Here is a 21,889-nt window from a genome sequence, read left to right as displayed (position 1 = left end):
TTATACCGTAGCATGTTCTGAAGAAGCAGATTGCAGAGACTCATTATTAACAGAGTCCCTAACCGCTTTTCTATGATGATTACTCACATAAGACAGCAAAAATATCAAGGCCGCTGAATGCAGTGCAATCGCAAGCATTTCAAAGACCCAAAAATACACGTACAGCTCACAAATGTACTTAAGCACGTCCCCAAAGGCAAAACATGCCACGGTCACTAAAAATATGATAGACTGTTTACTTTCCCTACTCAAATACAAGGCAAACGCCAAAAAGACCAAAAGCACAATAGCCATTCCTCTTCCCGCATACAGCCATAGGCTCATATCATCTACAAAGCTATCTTTAACAGCCCCATACAGAACATACAGAAGATAGGCATTGAACATAAAGATAAGTCCCAAGTAAACAGATACAACTCCTTCAAACCGAACTTTTCTAAATTGACCAATCAAAACACCCAATAGTAAAAGGTAACTTCCCAGATAAGCCATTTCAGCCAATTGATGCGTGAGTTCATTTTTGTGAAATACAGTGAAAACGTCTCCTAAGAAGGAACACAGAAATACGGTAAGAAAAATGTTAGCCATATATTTCATTTTGGTGAAATACAAGGTGAACAAAACCGGAATCACTACAATTTTTGCTATCCTATCCAACATTAGGTCGTCCTTCATTACGGCAAGTACCTGCAGGGCAAACAACGTACAAAACACTATAACCAAGGACTTATTGGACATCATTTTATGCCAAAATTCCATAACTATATTTTATAAGTAGGTCATACAAATATATGTGTTTTGTCAGTATTTTTTTGCACTTAATCGATTTTATGGAATTTTCAATAAAAAAGTGCATTGCATAAAAAATCATCAAAACACAAACCTACAACACTTTCAAACCAATGACCATCAAGGCAAATTTCAAGATTTCGAAAAGCAATAAAACTATTTAAAAAAAGAGAAACTGAACAGACTAAGAATTGGCAATCTGCATTCTTTCCGAATAAATCAATCGAGACTGTCTATACAAAAACAGAAAAGCCATCACTAAAAACACAGAAGAAATTACATTTAATATATTGGCTTCAGAAATATAGAAGTAAGCCAGTTGGATTACCTCAGAAAAAACAATACATATAGAACCTATCAAAAAGTTCATGGATTTTTTGTCGTCTTTATAAATAAAGTTCAATAATGCCAAGGACAACAGCAACATGATCACGGCATTATAAACAAACTCCAACACATAAGGGTAAACTCCCAATTCATCCTTAGTGGTATTGGTTACTATTACTACGCAAAAACAATCTAAGATAAATAATACTAGAATCTGTACTGGCAATTTCCTGGCAACCTCAGGAAGATTAATGGACCCTAGCAATTTGATTACCAAAAACAAATAAGACAAAATATACAATCCGTTTCCAAGATAGTAATAATCAAATCCCCCTTCTTCTGTACTAAAATCCCAAGTGATAAAATTTATAATATCCGAAAGTGTAAAAGCCAATAAAAACAAAAAGAAGAATTTACGCTTGTTTTTAACACTAACCGCATACAGAATACTCAGCAAGACTAACATGGCAGCCCTCACTCCCATAGCATAATACTCATACTGAAGCAATTGAAGGCCAATAAATCCTAAACTAAATACGGTTAATATTGCGATTAAAAAATTCCTTTGCAGCATAAACTTGCTCAATTGGTCTCGGCCAAATGTAAGACAAAAAATCGCAATTTAACGTAAAAAAATGCATTTTATCGATGAAAGAATACATTTTGTAGGATTTTACATAACCATTTGCAAAAATTCACGTTCAGAAATAATCGCCAGATTCAATTTCTCGGCTTTTGTTCGCTTACTTGGCCCCATTTTATCACCGGCCACAAGGTAACTTGTTTTGGAAGATATTGAGGATGAAACCTTTCCTCCATTATCTTCAATCAATTTTTTAAGTTCATCCCTTGAAACGGTTTCAAAAACTCCAGACACCACAAAAGTGAGATTTTTTAATTTATCGGTTTGTTCAGCCAATTTTTCAGCAGAAATCTCCAATTGGACCCCAAAATGCTTTAACCGTTCAACGATGTTTATATTAGCCTCGTCCTCAAAAAAGGCCAACACACTTTCAGCTATTTTCACGCCAATTTCATCCACATTGACCAAATCTTCCAATGAAGCAGCTTTTAAATTATCGATAGACTTGTAATGCTTTGCCAATTTTTTTGCTACGGTTTCTCCAACATATCTAATTCCCAAAGCATACAAAACTCTTTCAAAAGGAATCTGTTTGGAAGCCTCAATGCCTTTCAACAAATTATCGGCACTCTTATCAGCCATTCTTTCCAAAGGAAGAATTTGCTCTTTTGTGAGCTCATACAAATCGGAATAATTATCTATCAAACCACCATTTACTAACAAGGCAACCGTTTCACCTCCCATGCCTTCAATATCCATGGCCTTTCTGGAAATGTAATGCTGAATACGTCCAATAATCTGTGGTTTACAACCGTTGTAATTAGGACAGTAATGTTGTGCTTCACCTTCTTGCCTCACCAATTCGGTGTCACATTCTGGGCAATGGGAAATATATTGGGTAGGCTGAGAGTCCATTGGTCGTTTACTCAAATCGACCGCGATAATTTTTGGAATGATCTCCCCTCCCTTTTCTACAAACACTTCATCGCCCACTCTAATATCCAACTTTTCAATTTGATCGGCGTTATGCAAGGAAGCCCTTTTCACAATGGTTCCAGCCAACTCCACAGGATCTAAATTGGCTACAGGCGTAATTGCACCCGTACGGCCAACTTGATACGTGATACTGTTCAATCTGGTTGACACTTGCTCTGCCTTAAACTTATACGCTATAGCCCATCGAGGCGCTTTAGCCGTATAGCCAAGTTCTTCTTGATGATACAAATCATTTACCTTAATTACAACCCCATCTGTTTCGTAAGGCAACTCAAACCGTTTGGTATCCCAATAGGCAATAAACTCCAAAACCTCTTCTATAGAATTCGCCAAATGCGCCGTATTCGGCACTTTAAATCCCCAAGACCTAGCCTTGTCCAAACATTCATATTGAGTTGCAATATCCAAATTAGGCCCTATTACAGTATATAAAAGACACTCCAAAGGACGCTTAGCAACCTCTGCACTATCTTGTAATTTCAAACTCCCTGAGGCTGTGTTTCTAGGGTTTCTATAAGGCTCTTCTCCAATTTCAATACGCTCTTCATTCATTTTGTTGAAGCCTTCAAACGGCAATACAATCTCTCCTCTAATATCAAATTTTGGAGGGTAATCGCCATTCAATTGCAAAGGAACAGATTTTATGGTTTTGATATTAGTGGTTACATCATCTCCCTGAAAACCATCCCCACGGGTTACCGCTTTTTGCAACTTTCCATCTTCATAAGTCAAACTTATGGAAGCTCCATCATATTTGAGCTCACAGGTATAAGATATATCACCATCTACCAACTTTTTAATGCGCGCTTCCCAGTCCAATAAATCCTCTTTAGAATAGGAATTGTCCAAAGAATACATTCTGTATTCATGTGCAACTGTTTCAAAATTCTTGGTAACCGCTCCACCCACTCTTAAAGTTGGCGAACTGCTGTCATAGTATTCAGGATGTTTTACCTCCAACTCCTGCAATTCCTTCAACTTCATGTCAAAATCATAATCGCTTATGGTTGGATTGTCCAATACGTAGTAATTGTAATTATGTTTTCTAAGTTCTTCCCGTAATGCAGTAATGTGTTGTTGAATATCCATTTGAAAACTTATGAATGTGTATGATTTTGATTTAATTTCAGGGTTCCAAGATACTAAAATGCCCCTGACAGCATACTTGTTTTTTGAGTTTTATATTAACAGAAGAATAGGATAAAAGTCCCTTATTAAAACCCAGAGAATTATTAAAAAGAGATGGATAATTTTGAATGAAAGACCTTTGTCTACCTTAGGTTCTGTCTGCCTTTAACCATTGTGGTACATCTTGAGGCTTAAACCCTCTCATTTTATCCAGTAATCTATTGACATCATCTTCCACAATCAGCAAATCTAAATTTGAAATTTTTAAAAGTCCTTTAGCCACCATGGTTTCGAACATTTTAATAAGATCATCGTAAAATCCATTGGAATTCAACAAGCCAATTGGCTTTTGATGCAAACCTAATTGTGCCCAGGTGATAATTTCAAAAAGCTCTTCAAAGGTGCCAAACCCTCCAGGCAACGCTATAAATCCGTCGGAAAGTTCATGCATCTTTACCTTTCGTTCGTGCATGGTTTCTGTGGTAATCAACTCGTGTAATCCCAAATGCACTACCTCCTTCAACTTTAAAAATTCAGGAATAACCCCTATGGCTTTGCCATTGTGCTCCAAAACGGCTTCAGCGACTTTGCCCATGATTCCAATCTTCGCAGCTCCGTACACCAAGACAATGTCTTCTTTCGCCATCACCTTTCCCAAATATTCGGCATCACTTATTACTTTGAGATCATTTCCTTCGCTGCTTCCACAAAATACAGCTATCGATTTTAGTGTTTTCATAACTTTATTCCTTTAAGCATCCTGTTATTTCCAAAAATATCCTGACGCAATTCTATATCTTTAAAATTATTATCAATAAGCAACTGCTGCATCTCTTCCCCCAAATATTGATTGATCTCAAAAAACAACATCCCGTTGTTTTTCAAATTCTTACTAGCAAATTTAGTGATTACTTTATAAAAACGTAAAGGATCATCATCAGGAACAAACAATGCCAAATCAGGTTCATAGTCCAAAACATTGGTTTTCATTTCATTTTTCTCCAACTCGCGTACGTAAGGCGGATTGGAGACGACGATATCAAACTTGAGCTGTAAAAACTCAGGTGCTAAATTCTCAAACTTAAGAATATCCCCATGCATAAAGTTCACCTCTACCCCATTTATTTCTGCATTTTCTTTAGCCACTTCAATTGCTTGGTCGCTAACATCAAGCGTATAAATTTCAGCATTGGACAAATGATATCCTAAACTAATAGGAATACACCCCGTGCCGGTGCCAATATCTAAAACCCTCAAAGGATCAGCATTATCTTTATTTGTTGCAATTATCCAATCTACCAATTCTTCGGTTTCCGGTCTTGGAATTAACGTAGCCGGCGACACTTTAAAAGGCAGTCCGAAAAACTCGGTTTCCCCTAAAATGTATTGAATAGGCTCTTGATCTTTCAACCTCCTTAAAACCTCGTTCAATTTTAAAGCATCTTCGGAGGCTATTTCATACTGAGGTTCCAAAACCAAGGTGATTGGTTTTATCTTGAAATAATGGTCTAGAAGAAGACCAAAAAAACTATCCACTTCCTCAGCTCCATAGATTGGGTCAAGCGACTGATGGAACCGAGTTCTTATATCCTTTAATATCATAATTCTTTTATCATCCAAACATTACACGAATAGTGCCCTGTATTTCCCATAGGTGCTTCCAAAGGTGCAAACCCCACCTTTCCATACAACTTTGTGGCTGCCTTCATATATGGCAAGGTTTCCAAATAACATTTTTTAAATCCCAATTCTTTGGCCTTTTCCAAGCATTTTGTCATCATTGCACTTCCCAATCCCGTGCCTCTGGCTTCTGGCAGGAAATACATTTTCTGCAATTCGCACACATGGTCTTCTCCTTCTAAAGGAGCTATTCCAGCCCCTCCTATAATTTTACCGTGGTCATCCAAAACATAGTACACCATATTGAGAGCATTATACGTTTCGGTCATACAATCCAAAGCAGTATCTTCATAAGCAGTCCCCACTTTAGGGACACCAAATTCAATCAAGACATCGCGAATTACGGCCGCCACTTGAGCATCGTCTTCTGCCTTAATTTCTCTAATGACAATATTATTTTTGCTCACTTTTAATTGGTATTTTTGCCACATCAAATTTGGGATGAAGATACACGAAAAATACATAAAACGCTGTATAGATATTGCCAAAAATGGCTTGGGATACACAAGGCCCAACCCCATGGTAGGCTGCGTTATTGTTCATGAGAACAGAATCATTGGCGAAGGCTTTACCAGTCCGTACGGCGGGAATCATGCAGAGGTAAATGCCATACAATCTGTTCAAGACCCCAATTTATTGAAAGAAGCAACACTTTACGTGACACTTGAACCCTGTAGCCATTTCGGTAAAACGCCTCCTTGCAGTGATTTGATTATCACATCCAAGATCCCAAATGTGGTGATTGGAACCATAGACACGCACAGCAAAGTTGCAGGAAAAGGCATTAAAAATTTGAAAGCCGCCGGATGCAAAGTAACGGTTGGAGTTTTAGAAAATGAGTCTCAAGAACACCATAAACGCTTCTTTACGTTTCACAACAAACAAAGGCCATATATCATCCTAAAATGGGCACAGACCCTTGATGGATTTTTAGCACCTGAAATACAAGACAAACAAGAACCTGTTTGGATTACCAATACATTTTCACGTCAACTTGTGCACAAATGGCGAACTGAAGAACATGCTATTTTGGTAGGCACCAATACCGTTATCAAAGACAATCCAAAACTGACGGTTAGGGATTGGAAAGGCCAAAATCCTATTAGGGTTGTGCTTGACAAAGAGGGTAAACTCCCGAAAAACCTTGGGGTTTTCAATAATGAATCCCAAACCATTATTATTTCTTCTTCAGAAAACAAAAACGTTTTAAATTCTGAATTTACGAACACAGAATTCATCGATTGGGAAGAGAGAAAGAAAATTGCCAAACAAATCTGTGAGCTTCTTCACAAACAAGACATTCAATCGGTCATTATTGAAGGAGGATCCCAAACATTACAAACCTTTATTGACGAAGGACTTTGGGACGAAGCAAGGATATTTACAGGCAAGGTTCTTTTTGAAAAAGGCATCGACGCACCAAAAATTCATGGAAAGTTGGTTTGGGAACAACACATTTTACAAGACAGTTTAAAAATATACCGCAATGATTAAAACCATTATATTCGACTTTGGAGATGTTTTTATAAACCTAGACAAGGAAGGTGCTATTGAGACTACCAAAGCCATTTTAAACCTTCAGGAATTTCCTGAAGAAATGATCTCGATGAACTGTCTCTACGAGCAGGGACTTATTTCGACGGAAGAATTCAAGGATTTCTACCTTGAGAATTTCAATAACATATCGGAAGAAACTTTAAAAAACACCTGGAATTACATCTTGAAAGACTTCCCAAATCATAAATTGGAATTTTTAAAGCAATTGGCGAAGAATGAAAACTATAAACTTATTTTGTTAAGCAACACCAATGAACTCCATATAGAGTGGGTGAAGGAAAATGTTCCCTTTTTTGACGACTTTAGAAATCAATTCGATCAATTTTACTTATCTCACGAAATCCAACTAAGAAAACCCAACACAGAAATTTACGAATTCGTCCTCAGGGAAAATGAACTGAAGGCTGAAGAATGTCTGTTTGTTGACGACCTAAAGGAAAACACAGACGCCGCTAAATCATTGGGAATCCACGTTTGGAATATCGATCCGAAAACAGAGGATGTATGCACACTTTTTTCTACGCATAAAAACTTGTTTTAATGTACCTCTTACTGAGTATTCTGTCCTCAACCCTGATTGTTGTCATCTTTAAACTTATAAAAAAAGCTAAAGCGGACACCCTGCAGGTAATTGTAGCCAATTATTTTACAGCATGCTCAATTGGACTGCTAACATATAAGTTTCCAATAGAAATTTCCTCCTTGGTACATTCCAAATGGTTTTTAGGCGCAATAGGATTGGGAGCACTATTTATTAGCATTTTCTACATTATGGCCCTTTCCACACAGAAAAATGGTATTTCAGTAACTGCCGTCGCCTCAAAAATGAGTGTAGTTATCCCCGTGATATTCGGTATACTGGTATACCAAGAAAGTACTGACACCCAAAAACTATCAGGTATTGTTTTGGCCTTGGTTGCAGTGTATTTGGCCTCCATTAAAACCAAAGGTCAATTTAATTTAAAATCAAATTTAACGCTGCCATTTCTATTGTTTTTAGGTTCCGGGATTATAGACACCTCCATAAAATACCTAGAAACCACCTATGTTGGAGAGCAAGGCATCCCCCTGTTTTCGGCAACTATTTTTTTTAGTGCCGCAACCTTAGGATGCTGTACACTTCTCTATAAAAGGTTAAAACACCAACTTCTCCTGAGCTTCAAAAATGTGTTTTGGGGAATCCTATTAGGCTCTGCCAATTATGCTTCCATCTATTATTTATTAAAAGCACTCAATAATGAATTTTATGAAAGCTCGACCCTTTTCACCCTAAACAACGTTGGAATTGTTATGCTATCGACACTCACTGGTTTGTTATTTTGCAAAGAATACCTTTCTTACAAAAATTGGATTGGAATAGGACTGGCCATCATATCAATTTTATTAGTAACCCTTGCACAATGAGCACGAAAGATACCTATAAAACTATTGCCAACACTTCAAACGAAGTCTTGTTTAAGGAGAAAAACAGCAAGTTTTTTGGGTATGCCTTCCCTATTACTTCTGAAGATGAGGCGAAAACACATATTGAAGCCCTAAAGAAACAACATCATTCGGCCCGCCATTGGTGCTACGCCTACCAAATTGGAACACAAGAACCCAACATTAGCTTTAGAGCAAATGACGATGGCGAACCCAGCAACAGTGCCGGCATGCCAATTTACGGCCAAATTCAATCTTTTGATGTCACCAACATTTTAATTGTCGTGGTTCGCTATTTTGGCGGTGTAAAACTAGGAGTTGGAGGCCTGATTACTGCCTACAAAACTGCCGCCCAAATGGCATTGGATACTTCCAAAATAATCACCAAAACCATCAATGTAGAATTCTTGATCCATTTTGATTACGTGAACATGAATAAAGTCATGCGAATCATCAAGGAAAAGGACCTTAAAATCGTCAATCAAAAGTTGGAAATGGACTGCGAGATTACCATTTCCGTTCGCCTCAAAAATGCCGAAGAAATTTTTCAAATTTTTGATGCTTTGTATGAAATCAACATCAAAAATTTGAACGATTAATTTTGCAGTTGGTCTAAAATATATTTTGGACATCTGGTTGGTCGGTTGCGCTGCATATCGATAAATGCCAAAACCGTTTTTCCGGTTGTTAACAATTCATTTTCCGCATTAAAAATCTCATAATCAAATTCAATTGAGGCCGAAGGAATTTTGGCTAAAGTTGTTTTCACCCGCACCTCATCATCATAACGAGCTGACTTCTTGAAATTTACACTCAAAAACACCACAGGAAGCATGATTCCTTCCTCTTCCATTTGCCTGTAACTCACACCAAATTTTCGTAACCATTCGGTTCGTCCCATTTCAAAGTACTGCGCGTAATTCCCGTGATAAACTACGCCCATTTGATCTGTTTCACCATATCTAATTCTAAATTTTATTTCGTCTGATTTTAAAGGGTTACCCATTCTTTTTTAATTTTTTTTTTGTACTTTGATAGAAATTTAAACATGGTAAAAAAATTCTAAAAATTCAACCCCTATTCAGTTTTTTTTTTAAGAATTTTGTTCACATATTTGTCATGTAAAAATTTGATTCAAGAGAAACTCTATTTTCTCTTTTTTTACTAAAACTAAACTAACTAAACAACAAATAATCTTAGAGAATGGATGTAACTGCGCAATCAGTTTGGAATAATTGCCTGTCTTTTATTAAGGATAACATACAACCCCAAGCTTATAAAACTTGGTTTGAACCCATACAAGCAGTCAAACTTTCAGACAAAGCGTTAAGCATTCAAGTTCCCAGTAAATTTTTCTACGAATGGCTTGAGGAGCACTACGTAAAAATCCTTAAAGTTGCTCTTACCAAAGAGCTTGGTGACAGTGCCAAATTGGTTTATGTTATCAAGATGGAAAACACCTATGGCAACAAGCAACCGTTTACTGAAAAAATACCGAGTTCCAACCGTACCGCGGTAAAATCCCAAGATGTTGACATTCCTTTCAACAACAAAAATCCAGAGCTTAAAAATCCATTTGTAATTCCGGGGATCAGGAATATCAAGATCGAGTCTCAGCTCAACCCAAATTACAACTTTGAGAATTTTTTGGAAGGAGACTCTAACCGATTGGCAAGAAATGCAGGTTTAGCTGTAGCCAGCAAACCGGGAGGAACATCTTTCAACCCACTTTTGATTTTTGGAGGTGTTGGTTTAGGAAAAACCCACTTGGCACACGCCATTGGAATCGATATCAAAGATAAATACCCAGAGAAAACAGTTTTGTACATTTCTGCAGAGAAATTTACCCAACAGTATATTGATTCCGTAAAGAAGAACAACAGAAACGATTTCATTCATTTCTATCAAATCATTGATGTCCTTATTATTGACGATGTTCAGTTTTTATCTGGAAAATCAGGAACACAGGATGTGTTTTTCCATATCTTCAACCACTTGCACCAAAATGGCAAACAGGTAATCCTGACTAGTGATAAAGCTCCTGTAGACATGCAAGATATCGAGCAACGATTATTATCCCGTTTTAAATGGGGGCTTTCCGCAGAATTGCAAACACCAGACTTCGAAACACGAGTGTCTATCCTAAGAAATAAACTGTATCGTGATGGTGTTGAAATTCCAGAGGAAATTATAGAATATATTGCCAAACACATCAAGACCAACGTTAGGGAATTGGAAGGCGCTATCATCTCCTTGATTGCTCAGTCTTCCTTTAACAAAAAGGAAGTTACCATTAACCTTGCCAAGGATATCGTTGAGAAGTTTGTAAAAAATACCAAGCGTGAAGTTTCCATTGACTATATCCAAAAAGTTGTATCGGATTATTTCCAAATGGATGTAAGCACCTTACAGTCTAAAACCAGAAAAAGACACATTGTACAAGCTAGGCAATTGGCCATGTTTTTTGCTAAAAAATACACAAAAGCCTCTTTGGCCAGTATAGGTTCTCAAATAGGAAAGCGTGACCACGCCACGGTGCTGCACGCTTGCAAAACAGTAGACAACTTAACAGCTACAGATAAGCAATTCAGAAAATACGTAGAAGACCTCTCTAAAAAGTTATCCGTTTAACAAATGGCAATGACAAGGATTTTGATGGTTTGTTTAGGAAACATTTGCCGTTCGCCTTTGGCTCATGGCATTTTAGAATCCAAACTTTCAGATGAATTGTTTTATGTAGACTCCGCAGGAACTTCCAATTATCACATTGGTGAACAACCAGACAGAAGATCCATTGCAGTTGCCAGACAACATGGCATTGACATTTCACATCAAGCGGGACGACAATTCAATATAAATGATTTTGACACTTTCGATATCATTTATGCCATGGATCAATCCAATTACAACAACATTATCAAATTAGCCCGCAACCAAAAGGACATTGTCAAGGTTCAAAAAATATTAGATGTAGATACTAATTTTGCAAACAAAGATGTCCCAGACCCCTATTACGGTGATATGGGTGATTTTGAGCATGTTTACACACTTCTAGATGCTGTTTGTCAAAAGATTGTCAAAGAACTTACTTCTTAATTCCCCCACATATTTTAACTCATTTTTGTATTTTGTTGTTTCTAAGCATTCTAACATATCAAAATGAGAAATTTTCTTACTACCCTATTGGTCTTTTGTTTTTACAACGCTTTTTCCCAAGACATCAATATTGAAGCATTTGCCACTGGATTAGTTAATCCTGTAAACATAAAACACGCTGGCGACGATAGACTATTTGTTGTGGAACAGGAGGGAACCATTCAAATTATAAATTCGGAAGGGGTTTTAAACTCATCTCCTTTTTTGGATATTTCTTCCATTGTATATGATGGGGCAAGCGAACAAGGTCTACTAGGATTAGCGTTCCATCCAAACTATGCCTCCAATGGGTATTTTTATGTGAATTATATCAACAATAGTCAAAACACAGTCATTTCAAGATTTGAAAGAAGCGATATCAATACCGCCGACCCTGATTCCGAATTAATTCTTTTAAACATTACACAACCTTATAACAACCATAACGGAGGTGACCTTGCCTTTGGAACAGACGGGTATCTATATATCGCTACGGGAGATGGTGGAAATTTTGGCGATCCGGAAGACAGAGCACAGGACCTTAGCACACTTTTAGGAAAATTACTCAGAATAGATGTTGACACCCCTTCCGGAGCTAACAACTACGGCATCCCTAGCGACAATCCCTTTATTTCCAATCCAAATGCCCTAGATGAAATATGGGCCTATGGCCTGAGAAACCCTTGGAAATTTTCTTTTGACAAAGATACTGATGACCTATGGATTGCCGATGTAGGACAAAACCTCTATGAGGAAATCAATATGGTAAGCCCTTCAGTATCCGCTGATGGCTTGAACTATGGCTGGAGATGTTACGAGGGAAATAACGCATACAATTCCACGGATTGCCCTGATGACAGCACTTTAACCTTCCCAGTTGGCGTGTATGCTCACAGCGGAAATGGAGGTCCAACCAAGTGCTCTATTACGGGTGGCTATAGGTATCGAGGCAATGAACAATCGGCATTAGAAGGCCTCTATTTCTTTGCAGATTTTTGCAGCAATGAAATTGGATATCTAGAACCTGATGCCAATGAATGGACAATGACTTTCACTTCGCCATATTTAAACAACGAATGGAGTTGTTTCGGTGAAGATGTAAATGGTGAATTGTATATAGCTGGATTAACCTCAGGAACCGTTTATAAAATCACGACCAATAGTTTGAGCACTTCAGAATCACAAATAAAGGATATTAAAATATATACTAACTCGCACAATAATACTATAACAATAGACCTAATCAACAGCGCTTCTCTAAATGAAATAAATCTTTATAACATTCAGGGGAGATTCTTAAAATCTATCACTAATTTTGAAAGCTCCAAAATCACTTTCTCTTCAGAAAGCTATGCTTCTGGTGTGTATTTATTGGAATTGAAAAAAACAAATGGCTCAAGGAGCATAAAAAAAATAATTGTTGATTAAACATGGAACAGGCAACCGGTAAATTATATCTTATCCCAACCCTTTTGGGAGACAATCCTCCTCTAGAAGTACTTCCTATCTCGGTAAAAAAAGTAATAGAGCTTGTCGATTCCTACATTGTAGAAAATGAAAAGTCGGCTAGGCATTTTATAAAACGTGTCAGCCCAAAAAAATCTCAACCAAAGTTGCACCTTCAAGTTCTGAACAAATACACTGAGAGCATTGAAATCATGAATTTTTTAGATCCCTGCAAGCAGGGTAAAAACATGGGGCTACTTTCTGAAGCTGGCTGTCCAGGTGTTGCAGATCCAGGGGCAGAAATAGTAAAACTGGCCCATCAAAACAACATTAAGGTTGTCCCCTTAGTAGGTCCTTCATCTATAATTTTAGCTATGATGAGCTCAGGCATGAATGGCCAAAGTTTTGCTTTCAATGGCTACCTCCCAATCGACAAACAAGAGCGAAAAAGTGCTTTGAAAAAATTTGAGCGACGCTCACAAGACGAAAATCAAAGTCAGATCTTTATAGAGACCCCCTATAGAAACAATAAACTTTTAGAAGATTTGTGCCAGATCCTACACCCTCAAACCAGGATTTGTGTAGCCTGTGACCTTACATTGCCAACAGAGTACATTAAAACCATGCCTGCCAAACAATGGAAAACAACAAAGATTAACTTCCATAAGCGGCCGTCAATCTTTATCGTTCACAAAGACTAGGTTTTCCCTAGCAAACATTAAGTCTATAAAATAGCTTTGGCTCTTTTGTTTGCCACAATGTTTGAAGTATCATAACCTGAGAATCGCTTCATATAATACTTCACAGAGGTTCCATAGGCATCCTTAAAATTATGCACACCAGAACTTCTAAGGAATTTTTTCACACTTCCAGGTCCCGCAAGATGAGCTGCAGCCAAAATACCGGATTCCGTAACATTGATTCCGTTAACTGTAGTTCCAACAAAGCGTTCAATGTCCTTTCGCAAAATCCACTTATTGCGTTCTGCATTGGCCAAAAAGGCTTTTTCCTGTAACTCTGGGTTGTACAAAAACTGATTTGGGTTATAAATTCCTATCAATTTTAGAGTTTCAGCTCCAAATTGATACTTCCCAAGATAGCCTAAAGTATTAACCGTAAAGTAATTTCCTCTGGACTCTTTAAAACCAATGGCTTCCTTGAATCCTATATAGGTTTTTCCTATATTTGGGAAATAGAATTCCTCAACAAAAGGATTTGTGGACTCTTCAGTTTCATTGGCCAAAAATGCAATGTCCTCAGAAACTGTAAAATCAAGTTCTAAACCTTCGGTTGAATAGTCTCCCATATCAACCGCTTCTTGGTTAGAAGAAAGCGCTACATAAATAAGCGCCAAAATTGTAAGAGGGATTACGAAAAAATTAGTTTTCTTTTTTATCATAATAGCTAATTTGCAAAGCCGTTATCTCCCCAAAAACGGGCTTTAATTTTCAGCGGGCAAAGGTATAACTTTTTTTTAAACCCTGAAAATTAATCGCTTAAGTACGTTAAAAATAGATTCCGTGGACCTTTATGCAATTTTTATCGGTGAACTCCAACGTAGGAAAAGGTATCTTAATAAGGTTAAAAACGTCAAAAACTGTTCTTAAAAAGTGTGAATTTGTGTTAATTTTGGTTAAATCTACATCGAGGCTAAAAAAATACTGTCGGCGCCTATTTTTTTCAGCTATTTCGTCAATATTTTCGTTTTCCATCCCAAAAAGCATTCCTTCAGCTCCATAACCAAAAGCTACATTTAACCACTTCGGGATTTTACTTTCCTTAAAAAACGAATGTAAATTGAGACTAAGCCAATAGGTTTGTCCGTTGTAATCTTTTAGGACCTCTTCCAAAAATCCATCACCTAGGATTTCTGGTCGAAGTGGTGCATAATGGGTTTGATGGAACGAATATTTTAAAGTCATCCGCTGTTCTTTCCAAAGCAACTCTTGGCCAATATACAATCCGGTTCCAGAAGCATTGGCAATGACATCTCCCCAAGAAAAGCCCCATTCTTCAGAGAAACCATCAAAAACCTCCACTGCTGTTAAAAAAGCAAAACCTAGGCCACCTCCGTATACCAATTGATCCCGTTCGCTTACACCACTCCATTGCAGTACATTTGCCCCCAATCGTCCCATTTGGTAAGAGGTAAACACATGCCCCAACTTATCCATTTGCAACCATTCTTGGTTGTCATTTAGAGTGTGGAATTTAGAGCGGGGATAATCTGCATACCAAAGTTGATCCAAACCAACCAATGCCATAGTTGCCAAAGAAGCTTCGGTTATGATTACTGCATTTCTTCTTTTAAGGTTGAGAGTGTCACTGGGTTTCAGGAACTGGTCTATCCCTGTTTGGGCATAGGTGGCAGTAATCGCAAAACAAAACAATATTATTTGAGTGAGCCACCGCTTCACCCCTATCGTCTTATTCCTTGAGAAGACAAATAGCTTTGGTATTCCCTGGCATTAATATTGTGCTGTCTCAGGGTTTTTGCAAATTTATGGAATCCCAATCGCTTTGCATCTGCCGCAAAATAAAGATAGTTATGCTTTTCATAATTCAACACAGCATCAATAGCCGAAATATCTGGCATGGCAATAAGTCCAGGTGGTAGTCCTGCATATTTATAGGTGTTGTATGGGGATTCAATTTCTTTATGCACGTTTAAAACACGCTTGATAACTGTGCCCTGATATTCTGGCAATTGATAAGCCGCATATTTTAGGGTTGGATCCGCTTGAAGTGGCATTCCTATTTTGATTCTGTTCATGTAAACCCCCGCAATTCTGGGTTGCTCGCTTGCTTGTTTGGATTCTTCATGAACAATAGAGGCAAGAGTCATCACCTCATCTTGGCTTAAACCAATTTCTTTAGCCTTAGCCCTTCTGTTGTCATTCCAAAAACGATCGTACTCCTTAGCCATACGTTCGCAAAATTGCTCAGACGAAGTATTCCAAAAAAACTCATAGCTGTTTGGAATGTACATCCCTAAAGCGGTTTTTTCTGAAAATCCATTTTTCTGCAAAAACCCTTCTGAAGTCATTTCATTTAACAATGCCAGACTATCCGCTTCAATTTGAACAGCAATTCTGCCCGCCAATTTTGCTAAACTCTCTTGATTGTTAAAGGACAATTTTATTGGAATGTTATTGCTTCGAATGGAATTAATAATATCGTTGTTGCTCATTCCCTTTTTGATGGCATACTTTCCAGCTTTGATATTGGTAGTATACTTTTTTCGATTGGCAAGCGCATCAAATTTATCTATATCCAACAACAAGGGTTCCAATTGCTCCCTTACTTCTTGATAGGTAGCCCCTGATGGGATATACACAAAAGCCTGATCATTATTAAAACTTGTATTAGGCTTAAACATGGCGCCATAAATATAATATGCAATAAATGCGGCGATAGCCAAACCTATAAGAGCAATGGCCAATAGTATTTTTTTAAAGTACATTTAATTAGATATACGTTGAAATAAATATTCGTTTTTGAAGGAACCTCCTACAATGTTCCAATCTTTTTTAAGCCCAACTTTTTGAAAGCCATTGTTCTCAAAGAGCTTTATACTGGCTTCATTCTCTTCAGATATATTACAATACAGTTGGTGTAGGTTAAGGTAGGTATCGCAATAGCCAATGAGAAGTTCAAGAGCTTCATTCCCATAACCCACACCGCGATTGACTTCATCTTTTATTAGAATTCCAATTCCGGCCCTTCTGTTTTTAAAATCGAAATCAAAAATATCAATCAAACCAATTGGCGCATTCTTTGCGTTGCATATTGCCAAGCGAAGCTGTTTAACTTCAAAAATATCCTTGTGGGCATTTTCCAAATATTGTTTAATCACGAATTTGGAATACGGGGTTATGGTATTGCTAATTTCCCAAACGGATTCATCATTTTCAATAGCATGGACAAATTCCAGATCTTCCGGCTCCAATGCTCTCAAATAAATATGTCCCCCTTTGAGTGTTAACATTCAATTTCACCTTTAAATACAAATGTTGCCGGCCCAATAAGCCAAACATTTTTGTAATGGCCATTTTCAACTTCAAAAGACACCTGTAACTGCCCTCCTTGCACTTGTAATGCTATAGTATCCCTATCGGTCTCTCCCGTGTGGTGCATAGCAATTGCTACTGCTGTCACACCAGTTCCGCAGGATAAAGTTTCATCTTCCACACCTCTTTCATAAGTCCTCACCGCAAAAAAGCCATCTTCAATTTTATTTACAAAATTAATATTGCTTCCCGGTTTTCCATACAAATCACTATAACGGATTTTAGCGCCTTCGGTTTTAACATCCATGTCATCCAAATTACTATTGAATTCCACATGGTGAGGAGATCCTGTATTTAAGAACACATGCGAGTCGTGCTGTTCAACCAAGTCCACATCCTGCATTTGAAGATGCACAATATTGTTGTCTACCGTTGCATGGTGAAGCCCATCCACAGCTTCAAAAGTTGCCTTATTTTCAATTACGCCCAGGTGTTTTGCAAAAGCTACCAAGCATCTTCCTCCGTTACCACACATTGAACTTTCGTTGCCATCGGCATTGTAATACACCATTTTGAAATCGTATTCTGGGTGGTTTTCCAATAAGATTAAACCGTCAGCCCCAATGCCAAAACGTCTGTCACACAAAAAAGCAACTTGTTTGGTATCATTTTTGTCGAAGATTTCTTGACGATTATCAATCATCACAAAATCGTTCCCTGTTCCTTGATATTTATAAAAAGTAAGTTTCATATTGGGCACAAATATAGGAATAATCGACGTTAAATCCCGTTGTTAAATAGGCGTTAAAACCAACGTTAAAAAGCGTTAAATAGAAATTACCCATTCAATAAAAAAGTAATTTTAAACGTTAAATTATTCAATATAGTAACCTTAAAATCCTAATAAACTATGAAAAAATTACTGTCTTTAGTTTTAGTTTCCGTATTAGGTGGAGTCATTACACTGTCTGCCTACAAATTGTATTTCGATCAAAACACTGCTTTCCAATCTCCTACGACGGTTAGCGAATCTACATATTTTCCAACCGTCCAGAACGTTTCCAATATTGCCAATGCTGTAAATGCGCCCAATTTTGTTTCGGCTGCCGAAAAAACGGTACATTCTGTGGTCCACGTAAAAAACACCGCTATAATTACTGGGCAAAACAGTTTTGAAGATTTTTTCTTTGGAAGACCATCTCAAAGAGCACAGGTAGGAACCGGTAGCGGAGTGATAATTTCCCCGGATGGCTATATTATTACCAACAACCATGTGATTAATGGAGCTAGAGAAATTTCAATTACACTGAATGACAATAAAATTTATGATGCACAGCTTATCGGTAGTGATGAAAAAACCGATATTGCCCTGTTGAAAATTGATGCAGAAGAAGAATTGCCATACATTTCATTTGGTGATTCAGACCAAGCTAAAATCGGAGAATGGGTATTGGCCGTAGGGAACCCATTCAACCTAACCTCAACTGTTACCGCAGGAATCATTAGTGCCAAAGCTAGGGATTTGTCTGGCAGAAACATGCAATCCTTTATCCAAACAGATGCGGCCGTTAACCCGGGAAACTCCGGTGGAGCCCTGGTAAATGCCAATGGTGACCTTATTGGGATCAATACTGCCATTTCCTCGCAAACCGGTTCCTATATTGGATATTCCTTCGCGGTTCCTAGTAATATAGCCCGAAAAGTGGTGGAGGACATTATGGAATTTGGGGATGTACAAACCGGTATCTTGGGAGTTACAGGTATTTCCCTTAACAGCGAATCCGCTGAACATTTTGGAGTGGATACCTCTGAAGGGTTTTACGTAAACGGCATTGAAGAAGACACAGGAGCCGATTTGGCCGGTATTAAAGAAGGAGACGTGATCAAGAAATTAGACCATATCAAAATTTCGAAGTTTGCGGATCTTAAAGGCTATTTAACTACCAAACGACCAAATGATATTGTTAATGTTACTTTATTAAGAGGTGACGAAACCAAAGTGCTTCCCGTTACTTTGATGAAAAATTCTACTTTAACCTTACCCATCGTTGGACAGGTGAAAAATGCAAACTCTTCGGACTTGAAAAAATACCGTATCAATAGTGGAATAAAAATTTCAGCTTTGAATACTACTTATGCTAGATATTGGAAAAAGAATGGCATTGAAGAAGGCAGCATCATAACGGCCATAAACGATATTAAAGTGAGAGACATTGACGAAGCAAAAAAAATTATTACTGAAAATTCAAATGGCGATCCGTTGAAGTTCGAGATTATCAACAAAAATGGTCAAAAGGAAAATTTTTACTGGAGATAAGTTAAATTCCTTAAAAACATGACAATCCCCTTATATAGTTTTAGGCTATGTAAGGGGATTTTTATTTGTTAAAATACATTACGAAAACGTTTGAAATAATGTACTTTTGCCAAAAATTTAATTTCAACAACACACTAAACATTAAAAAAATGAGTCTTAACGGTACTTATGAAAAGGAATTAGCTTTTCAGGCAGATAGACGACGAGCCACTGTAGAGTTTATAAAAATTGTCAGTGATCTTTGGTACGACAAATCTATAGAGCTTGTTCTGTTCAGGAACCAACTTATCGACAAAAACGTAAGTGAAATCTTGAACCTGCATGAATACGCTGGAGAGTTTGTTCAAAAGCCTATTTCCATTTTTGATTCGGTTGAAATCGCTCAAGCCATCAAAAATTTAGACTTACCACCTGCCAAATTGGACATTGGAAAACTAACCTATGAATTTCATTTAGAGGACCAAAAATATAGCGCCGCCGATTTTGTAGCCAACAAACTAAAAGATGCCTACAACAACCACTCCATTAAACCTAAGGACGTGGTACTTTATGGCTTTGGAAGAATAGGCCGTTTGGTAGCCAGAGAATTAATGTCTAAAACAGGGAAAGGAAGTCAATTGCGTTTAAGAGCCATTGTAACGCGTGGTGCCATAAACGAGACTGTTTTAGAAAAAAGAGCCTCTCTTTTACGCAACGATTCCGTTCATGGTGATTTTTCAGGAACGGTATCTACAGATATTAAAAACAATGCCCTAATTATTAACGGTACCACTGTAAATATCATATCGGCCAATGCTCCGGAAGAGATTGATTATACAGCTTATGGAATTAAAAATGCATTGATTATTGACAACACAGGTGCCTTTAGAGATAAAGAAGCCCTTAGCAGGCATTTGAAATCTAAAGGAGCGGATAAAGTACTATTGACGGCACCTGGCAAAGGTGTTCCAAACATTGTGCATGGTGTGAACCATTTGGATAACGACCCTGACAAAGTAAAGATTTTCTCTGCCGCTTCCTGTACAACCAATGCCATTACCCCAGTTTTAAAGGCCATTGAGGATACTTATGGAGTGGTAAATGGACACTTGGAAACTATCCATGCCTACACCAACGATCAAAACTTGGTAGACAATTTTCATAAAAAATACCGTCGGGGTCGTGCTGCAGGATTGAACATGGTAATAACCGAAACTGGGGCAGGAAGTGCCGTGGCAAAAGCTTTACCTGCATTGGAAGGTAAATTAACTTCCAACGCCATTAGAGTCCCTGTTCCTAATGGTTCTTTGGCTATTTTAAATTTGAATCTAGAAAAGGAAACTTCCGTAAAAAGCATGAACACCATCATGAAAAAATATGCCTTGGAAGGAGACTTGGTTGAACAGATAAAATATGAGATGAGCGACGAATTGGTATCCAGCGATATTGTTGGAAGTTCTGCGCCATCCATCTATGACAGTAAAGCTACCATTGTAAGACCAGATGGCAAAAACGTGGTATTGTATATTTGGTATGATAACGAATATGGCTATAGCCACCAAGTTATCAGATTGGCCAAATACATTGCCAAAGTTAGACGCTATACTTACTATTAGTAGATTTTCAACTATAAACTGAAAGAGCGGATTCCAAACGAATCCGCTCTTTTTTATTTACTATTATGAATTTGCTATACAGTGCCTCCCCTTTTCTTTGGTTTATCTAACAATAAACGGAACACTCTTGGAATAACAAATACAAACACTGCGGTGTAAATTGAAGTGAGCAGTTCGATATTCATATAGAAATATAAAATCGAAAATAGTGCAACGGCACTAAACAAGTAAGATAGGGTAATATTCTGTCCTGTCATCGGTATTTATTTTTGAGCACAATATAGGGATAAACATATAAATTCCATAAAACTTGTTGTTTTTTGCTAGAGACAAAGCAACCTTTTAACTTAAACTGCATCTATTTACAAAACAACCAATCTATTAAAATATGAAAACAAAAAACGTACTATTAGCTTCCTTATTCGCCCTGTCCTTACTAGCATGTCTGGAGGGATATGACGATGACGTTTTTATAGAACCTATGCCATCCTCCCTATACACTCCCGTGATTATGGAGCGAAGTGAGTTTGAAGCTTCCACTACTCTGGAATCTCCAAAAAGTATCGTGAATTCCGGTAAAATTTATGTCAAGGATAACTTCCTGTTTATTAACGAAAAGAACGAAGGCTTTCACATTTTTGACAATTCAAACCCTGAAAACCCAATAAACATCGGGTTTATCAAAGTTTTAGGATCTTCAGACCTCGCCATAAAAGGCGACATTTTGTATGTTAACAATGCTACAGACCTTGTTGCCATTCAACCAAATTTTGAAACGGAAACAGTAACGGTTACCAAACGTATTTCCAATACATTTCCGCAATTGTTCTCCCCTGATGGTTTTGAATACTACAATTTGCAAGAAGATGACATAATTATAAACTGGGTTTTAAACGACTAATAA

At 37.5% G+C, this 21,889-nt stretch carries 23 protein-coding genes; 11 read left to right on the top strand and 12 right to left on the bottom strand.

Annotation, left to right across the window (positions count from 1 at the left end):
* The 6 genes from ZA05_RS15470 to ZA05_RS15445 all read right to left on the bottom strand — a co-directional run bounded on the left by ZA05_RS15470 (nt 1) and on the right by ZA05_RS15445 (nt 5,910).
* Nucleotides 1–759 carry a hypothetical protein gene (locus tag ZA05_RS15470; protein ID WP_053992593.1) on the bottom strand — a complete coding sequence of 253 codons (759 nt, stop codon included), beginning with the start codon at nt 757–759 and terminating at the stop codon, nt 1–3.
* Nucleotides 760–973: 214 nt separating this feature from the next.
* Nucleotides 974–1,690 (bottom strand): hypothetical protein, encoded by a 717-nt coding sequence (locus ZA05_RS15465; protein WP_053992592.1) that lies wholly within the window; start codon nt 1,688–1,690, stop codon nt 974–976.
* A 99-nt stretch (nt 1,691–1,789) separates the two neighbouring features.
* Entirely contained in the window at nt 1,790–3,784 is a 1,995-nt protein-coding gene (gene ligA / locus ZA05_RS15460; protein ID WP_053992591.1) for an NAD-dependent DNA ligase LigA, read from the bottom strand.
* 187 nt (nt 3,785–3,971) lie between these two features.
* Nucleotides 3,972–4,562, bottom strand: coding sequence for a TIGR00730 family Rossman fold protein (locus ZA05_RS15455; RefSeq protein ID WP_053992590.1), 591 nt, complete (start codon nt 4,560–4,562; stop codon nt 3,972–3,974).
* Entirely contained in the window at nt 4,559–5,425 is an 867-nt protein-coding gene (gene prmC / locus ZA05_RS15450; RefSeq protein WP_053992589.1) for a peptide chain release factor N(5)-glutamine methyltransferase, read from the bottom strand. Before prmC ends, ZA05_RS15455 begins: the two co-directional genes overlap by 4 nt.
* On the bottom strand, nt 5,422–5,910 hold the full coding sequence (locus ZA05_RS15445; RefSeq protein WP_053992605.1) for a GNAT family N-acetyltransferase: 489 nt from the start codon (nt 5,908–5,910) through the stop codon (nt 5,422–5,424). The genes prmC and ZA05_RS15445 overlap by 4 nt, the downstream gene beginning before the upstream one ends.
* A gap of 34 nt (nt 5,911–5,944) precedes the next feature.
* Here ZA05_RS15445 and ribD point away from each other — a divergent pair, with 34 nt between their 5' ends.
* The 4 genes from ribD to ZA05_RS15425 are packed head-to-tail and all read left to right on the top strand — an operon-like array spanning nt 5,945 to nt 9,081.
* Nucleotides 5,945–6,997 carry a bifunctional diaminohydroxyphosphoribosylaminopyrimidine deaminase/5-amino-6-(5-phosphoribosylamino)uracil reductase RibD gene (gene ribD, locus ZA05_RS15440; RefSeq protein ID WP_053992588.1) on the top strand — a complete coding sequence of 351 codons (1,053 nt, stop codon included), beginning with the start codon at nt 5,945–5,947 and terminating at the stop codon, nt 6,995–6,997.
* Nucleotides 6,990–7,601, top strand: coding sequence for an HAD family phosphatase (locus ZA05_RS15435; RefSeq protein WP_053992587.1), 612 nt, complete (start codon nt 6,990–6,992; stop codon nt 7,599–7,601). The genes ribD and ZA05_RS15435 overlap by 8 nt, the downstream gene beginning before the upstream one ends.
* Nucleotides 7,601–8,464 (top strand): hypothetical protein, encoded by an 864-nt coding sequence (locus ZA05_RS15430; RefSeq protein WP_053992586.1) that lies wholly within the window; start codon nt 7,601–7,603, stop codon nt 8,462–8,464. The genes ZA05_RS15435 and ZA05_RS15430 overlap by 1 nt, the downstream gene beginning before the upstream one ends.
* On the top strand, nt 8,461–9,081 hold the full coding sequence (locus tag ZA05_RS15425) for a YigZ family protein (protein WP_053992585.1): 621 nt from the start codon (nt 8,461–8,463) through the stop codon (nt 9,079–9,081). The genes ZA05_RS15430 and ZA05_RS15425 overlap by 4 nt, the downstream gene beginning before the upstream one ends.
* Here ZA05_RS15425 and ZA05_RS15420 read toward each other — a convergent pair.
* Complete coding sequence (locus ZA05_RS15420) at nt 9,078–9,488, bottom strand: thioesterase family protein (protein ID WP_053992584.1); 411 nt, start codon at nt 9,486–9,488, stop codon at nt 9,078–9,080. The two genes, ZA05_RS15425 and ZA05_RS15420, sit on opposite strands and share 4 nt — an antisense overlap.
* A 197-nt stretch (nt 9,489–9,685) precedes the next feature.
* On the opposite strand from ZA05_RS15420, the gene dnaA reads away from it, so the two are divergent.
* From dnaA to ZA05_RS15400, 4 genes are all read left to right on the top strand, one after another.
* A complete protein-coding gene (gene dnaA / locus ZA05_RS15415; protein WP_053992583.1) occupies nt 9,686–11,113 on the top strand; it encodes a chromosomal replication initiator protein DnaA in 1,428 nt (475 codons plus the stop codon).
* A 9-nt stretch (nt 11,114–11,122) separates the two neighbouring features.
* The gene (locus ZA05_RS15410) at nt 11,123–11,578 is read left to right on the top strand and encodes a low molecular weight protein-tyrosine-phosphatase (protein ID WP_053992604.1); all 456 of its coding nucleotides are present in this window, start codon (nt 11,123–11,125) and stop codon (nt 11,576–11,578) included.
* A gap of 63 nt (nt 11,579–11,641) precedes the next feature.
* Complete coding sequence (locus ZA05_RS15405) at nt 11,642–13,045, top strand: PQQ-dependent sugar dehydrogenase (RefSeq protein WP_082333811.1); 1,404 nt, start codon at nt 11,642–11,644, stop codon at nt 13,043–13,045.
* A 2-nt stretch (nt 13,046–13,047) separates the two neighbouring features.
* Nucleotides 13,048–13,764 carry an SAM-dependent methyltransferase gene (locus ZA05_RS15400; RefSeq protein ID WP_053992581.1) on the top strand — a complete coding sequence of 239 codons (717 nt, stop codon included), beginning with the start codon at nt 13,048–13,050 and terminating at the stop codon, nt 13,762–13,764.
* A 23-nt stretch (nt 13,765–13,787) separates the two neighbouring features.
* On the opposite strand, the gene ZA05_RS15395 is transcribed toward ZA05_RS15400, so the two are convergent.
* The 5 genes from ZA05_RS15395 to dapF all read right to left on the bottom strand — a co-directional run bounded on the left by ZA05_RS15395 (nt 13,788) and on the right by dapF (nt 17,824).
* Nucleotides 13,788–14,462: a hypothetical protein gene (locus ZA05_RS15395; RefSeq protein ID WP_053992580.1), complete on the bottom strand. Its 675-nt coding sequence runs from the start codon at nt 14,460–14,462 to the stop codon at nt 13,788–13,790.
* Between the two features lie 106 nt (nt 14,463–14,568).
* Nucleotides 14,569–15,480, bottom strand: a complete 912-nt coding sequence (locus ZA05_RS15390; protein WP_157514729.1) for a DUF2279 domain-containing protein — start codon at nt 15,478–15,480, stop codon at nt 14,569–14,571.
* Nucleotides 15,481–15,482: 2 nt separating this feature from the next.
* Complete coding sequence (gene mltG, locus ZA05_RS15385; RefSeq protein WP_053992578.1) at nt 15,483–16,526, bottom strand: endolytic transglycosylase MltG; 1,044 nt, start codon at nt 16,524–16,526, stop codon at nt 15,483–15,485.
* Nucleotides 16,527–17,051, bottom strand: coding sequence for a GNAT family N-acetyltransferase (locus ZA05_RS15380; protein ID WP_053992577.1), 525 nt, complete (start codon nt 17,049–17,051; stop codon nt 16,527–16,529).
* Nucleotides 17,045–17,824, bottom strand: coding sequence for a diaminopimelate epimerase (gene dapF, locus ZA05_RS15375; RefSeq protein WP_053992576.1), 780 nt, complete (start codon nt 17,822–17,824; stop codon nt 17,045–17,047). The genes ZA05_RS15380 and dapF overlap by 7 nt, the downstream gene beginning before the upstream one ends.
* 159 nt (nt 17,825–17,983) lie before the next feature.
* Here dapF and ZA05_RS15370 point away from each other — a divergent pair, with 159 nt between their 5' ends.
* The 3 genes from ZA05_RS15370 (at nt 17,984) to ZA05_RS15360 (ending at nt 21,886) form a co-directional block, all read left to right on the top strand.
* Nucleotides 17,984–19,390 (top strand): trypsin-like peptidase domain-containing protein, encoded by a 1,407-nt coding sequence (locus ZA05_RS15370; protein WP_053992575.1) that lies wholly within the window; start codon nt 17,984–17,986, stop codon nt 19,388–19,390.
* Between the two features lie 149 nt (nt 19,391–19,539).
* Nucleotides 19,540–20,985 carry a glyceraldehyde-3-phosphate dehydrogenase gene (locus tag ZA05_RS15365; protein WP_053992603.1) on the top strand — a complete coding sequence of 482 codons (1,446 nt, stop codon included), beginning with the start codon at nt 19,540–19,542 and terminating at the stop codon, nt 20,983–20,985.
* Nucleotides 20,986–21,373: 388 nt separating this feature from the next.
* The gene (locus ZA05_RS15360; RefSeq protein WP_197276110.1) at nt 21,374–21,886 is read left to right on the top strand and encodes a hypothetical protein; all 513 of its coding nucleotides are present in this window, start codon (nt 21,374–21,376) and stop codon (nt 21,884–21,886) included.
* Nucleotides 21,887–21,889: the final 3 nt, after the last annotated feature.

The sequence above is a fragment of the Mangrovimonas sp. TPBH4 genome, assembly GCF_001280505.1.
Lineage (GTDB): Bacteria > Bacteroidota > Bacteroidia > Flavobacteriales > Flavobacteriaceae > Mangrovimonas_A.
Note: the sequence above shows the minus strand (reverse complement) of the source record. Positions and strands in the feature narration are given on the sequence as shown.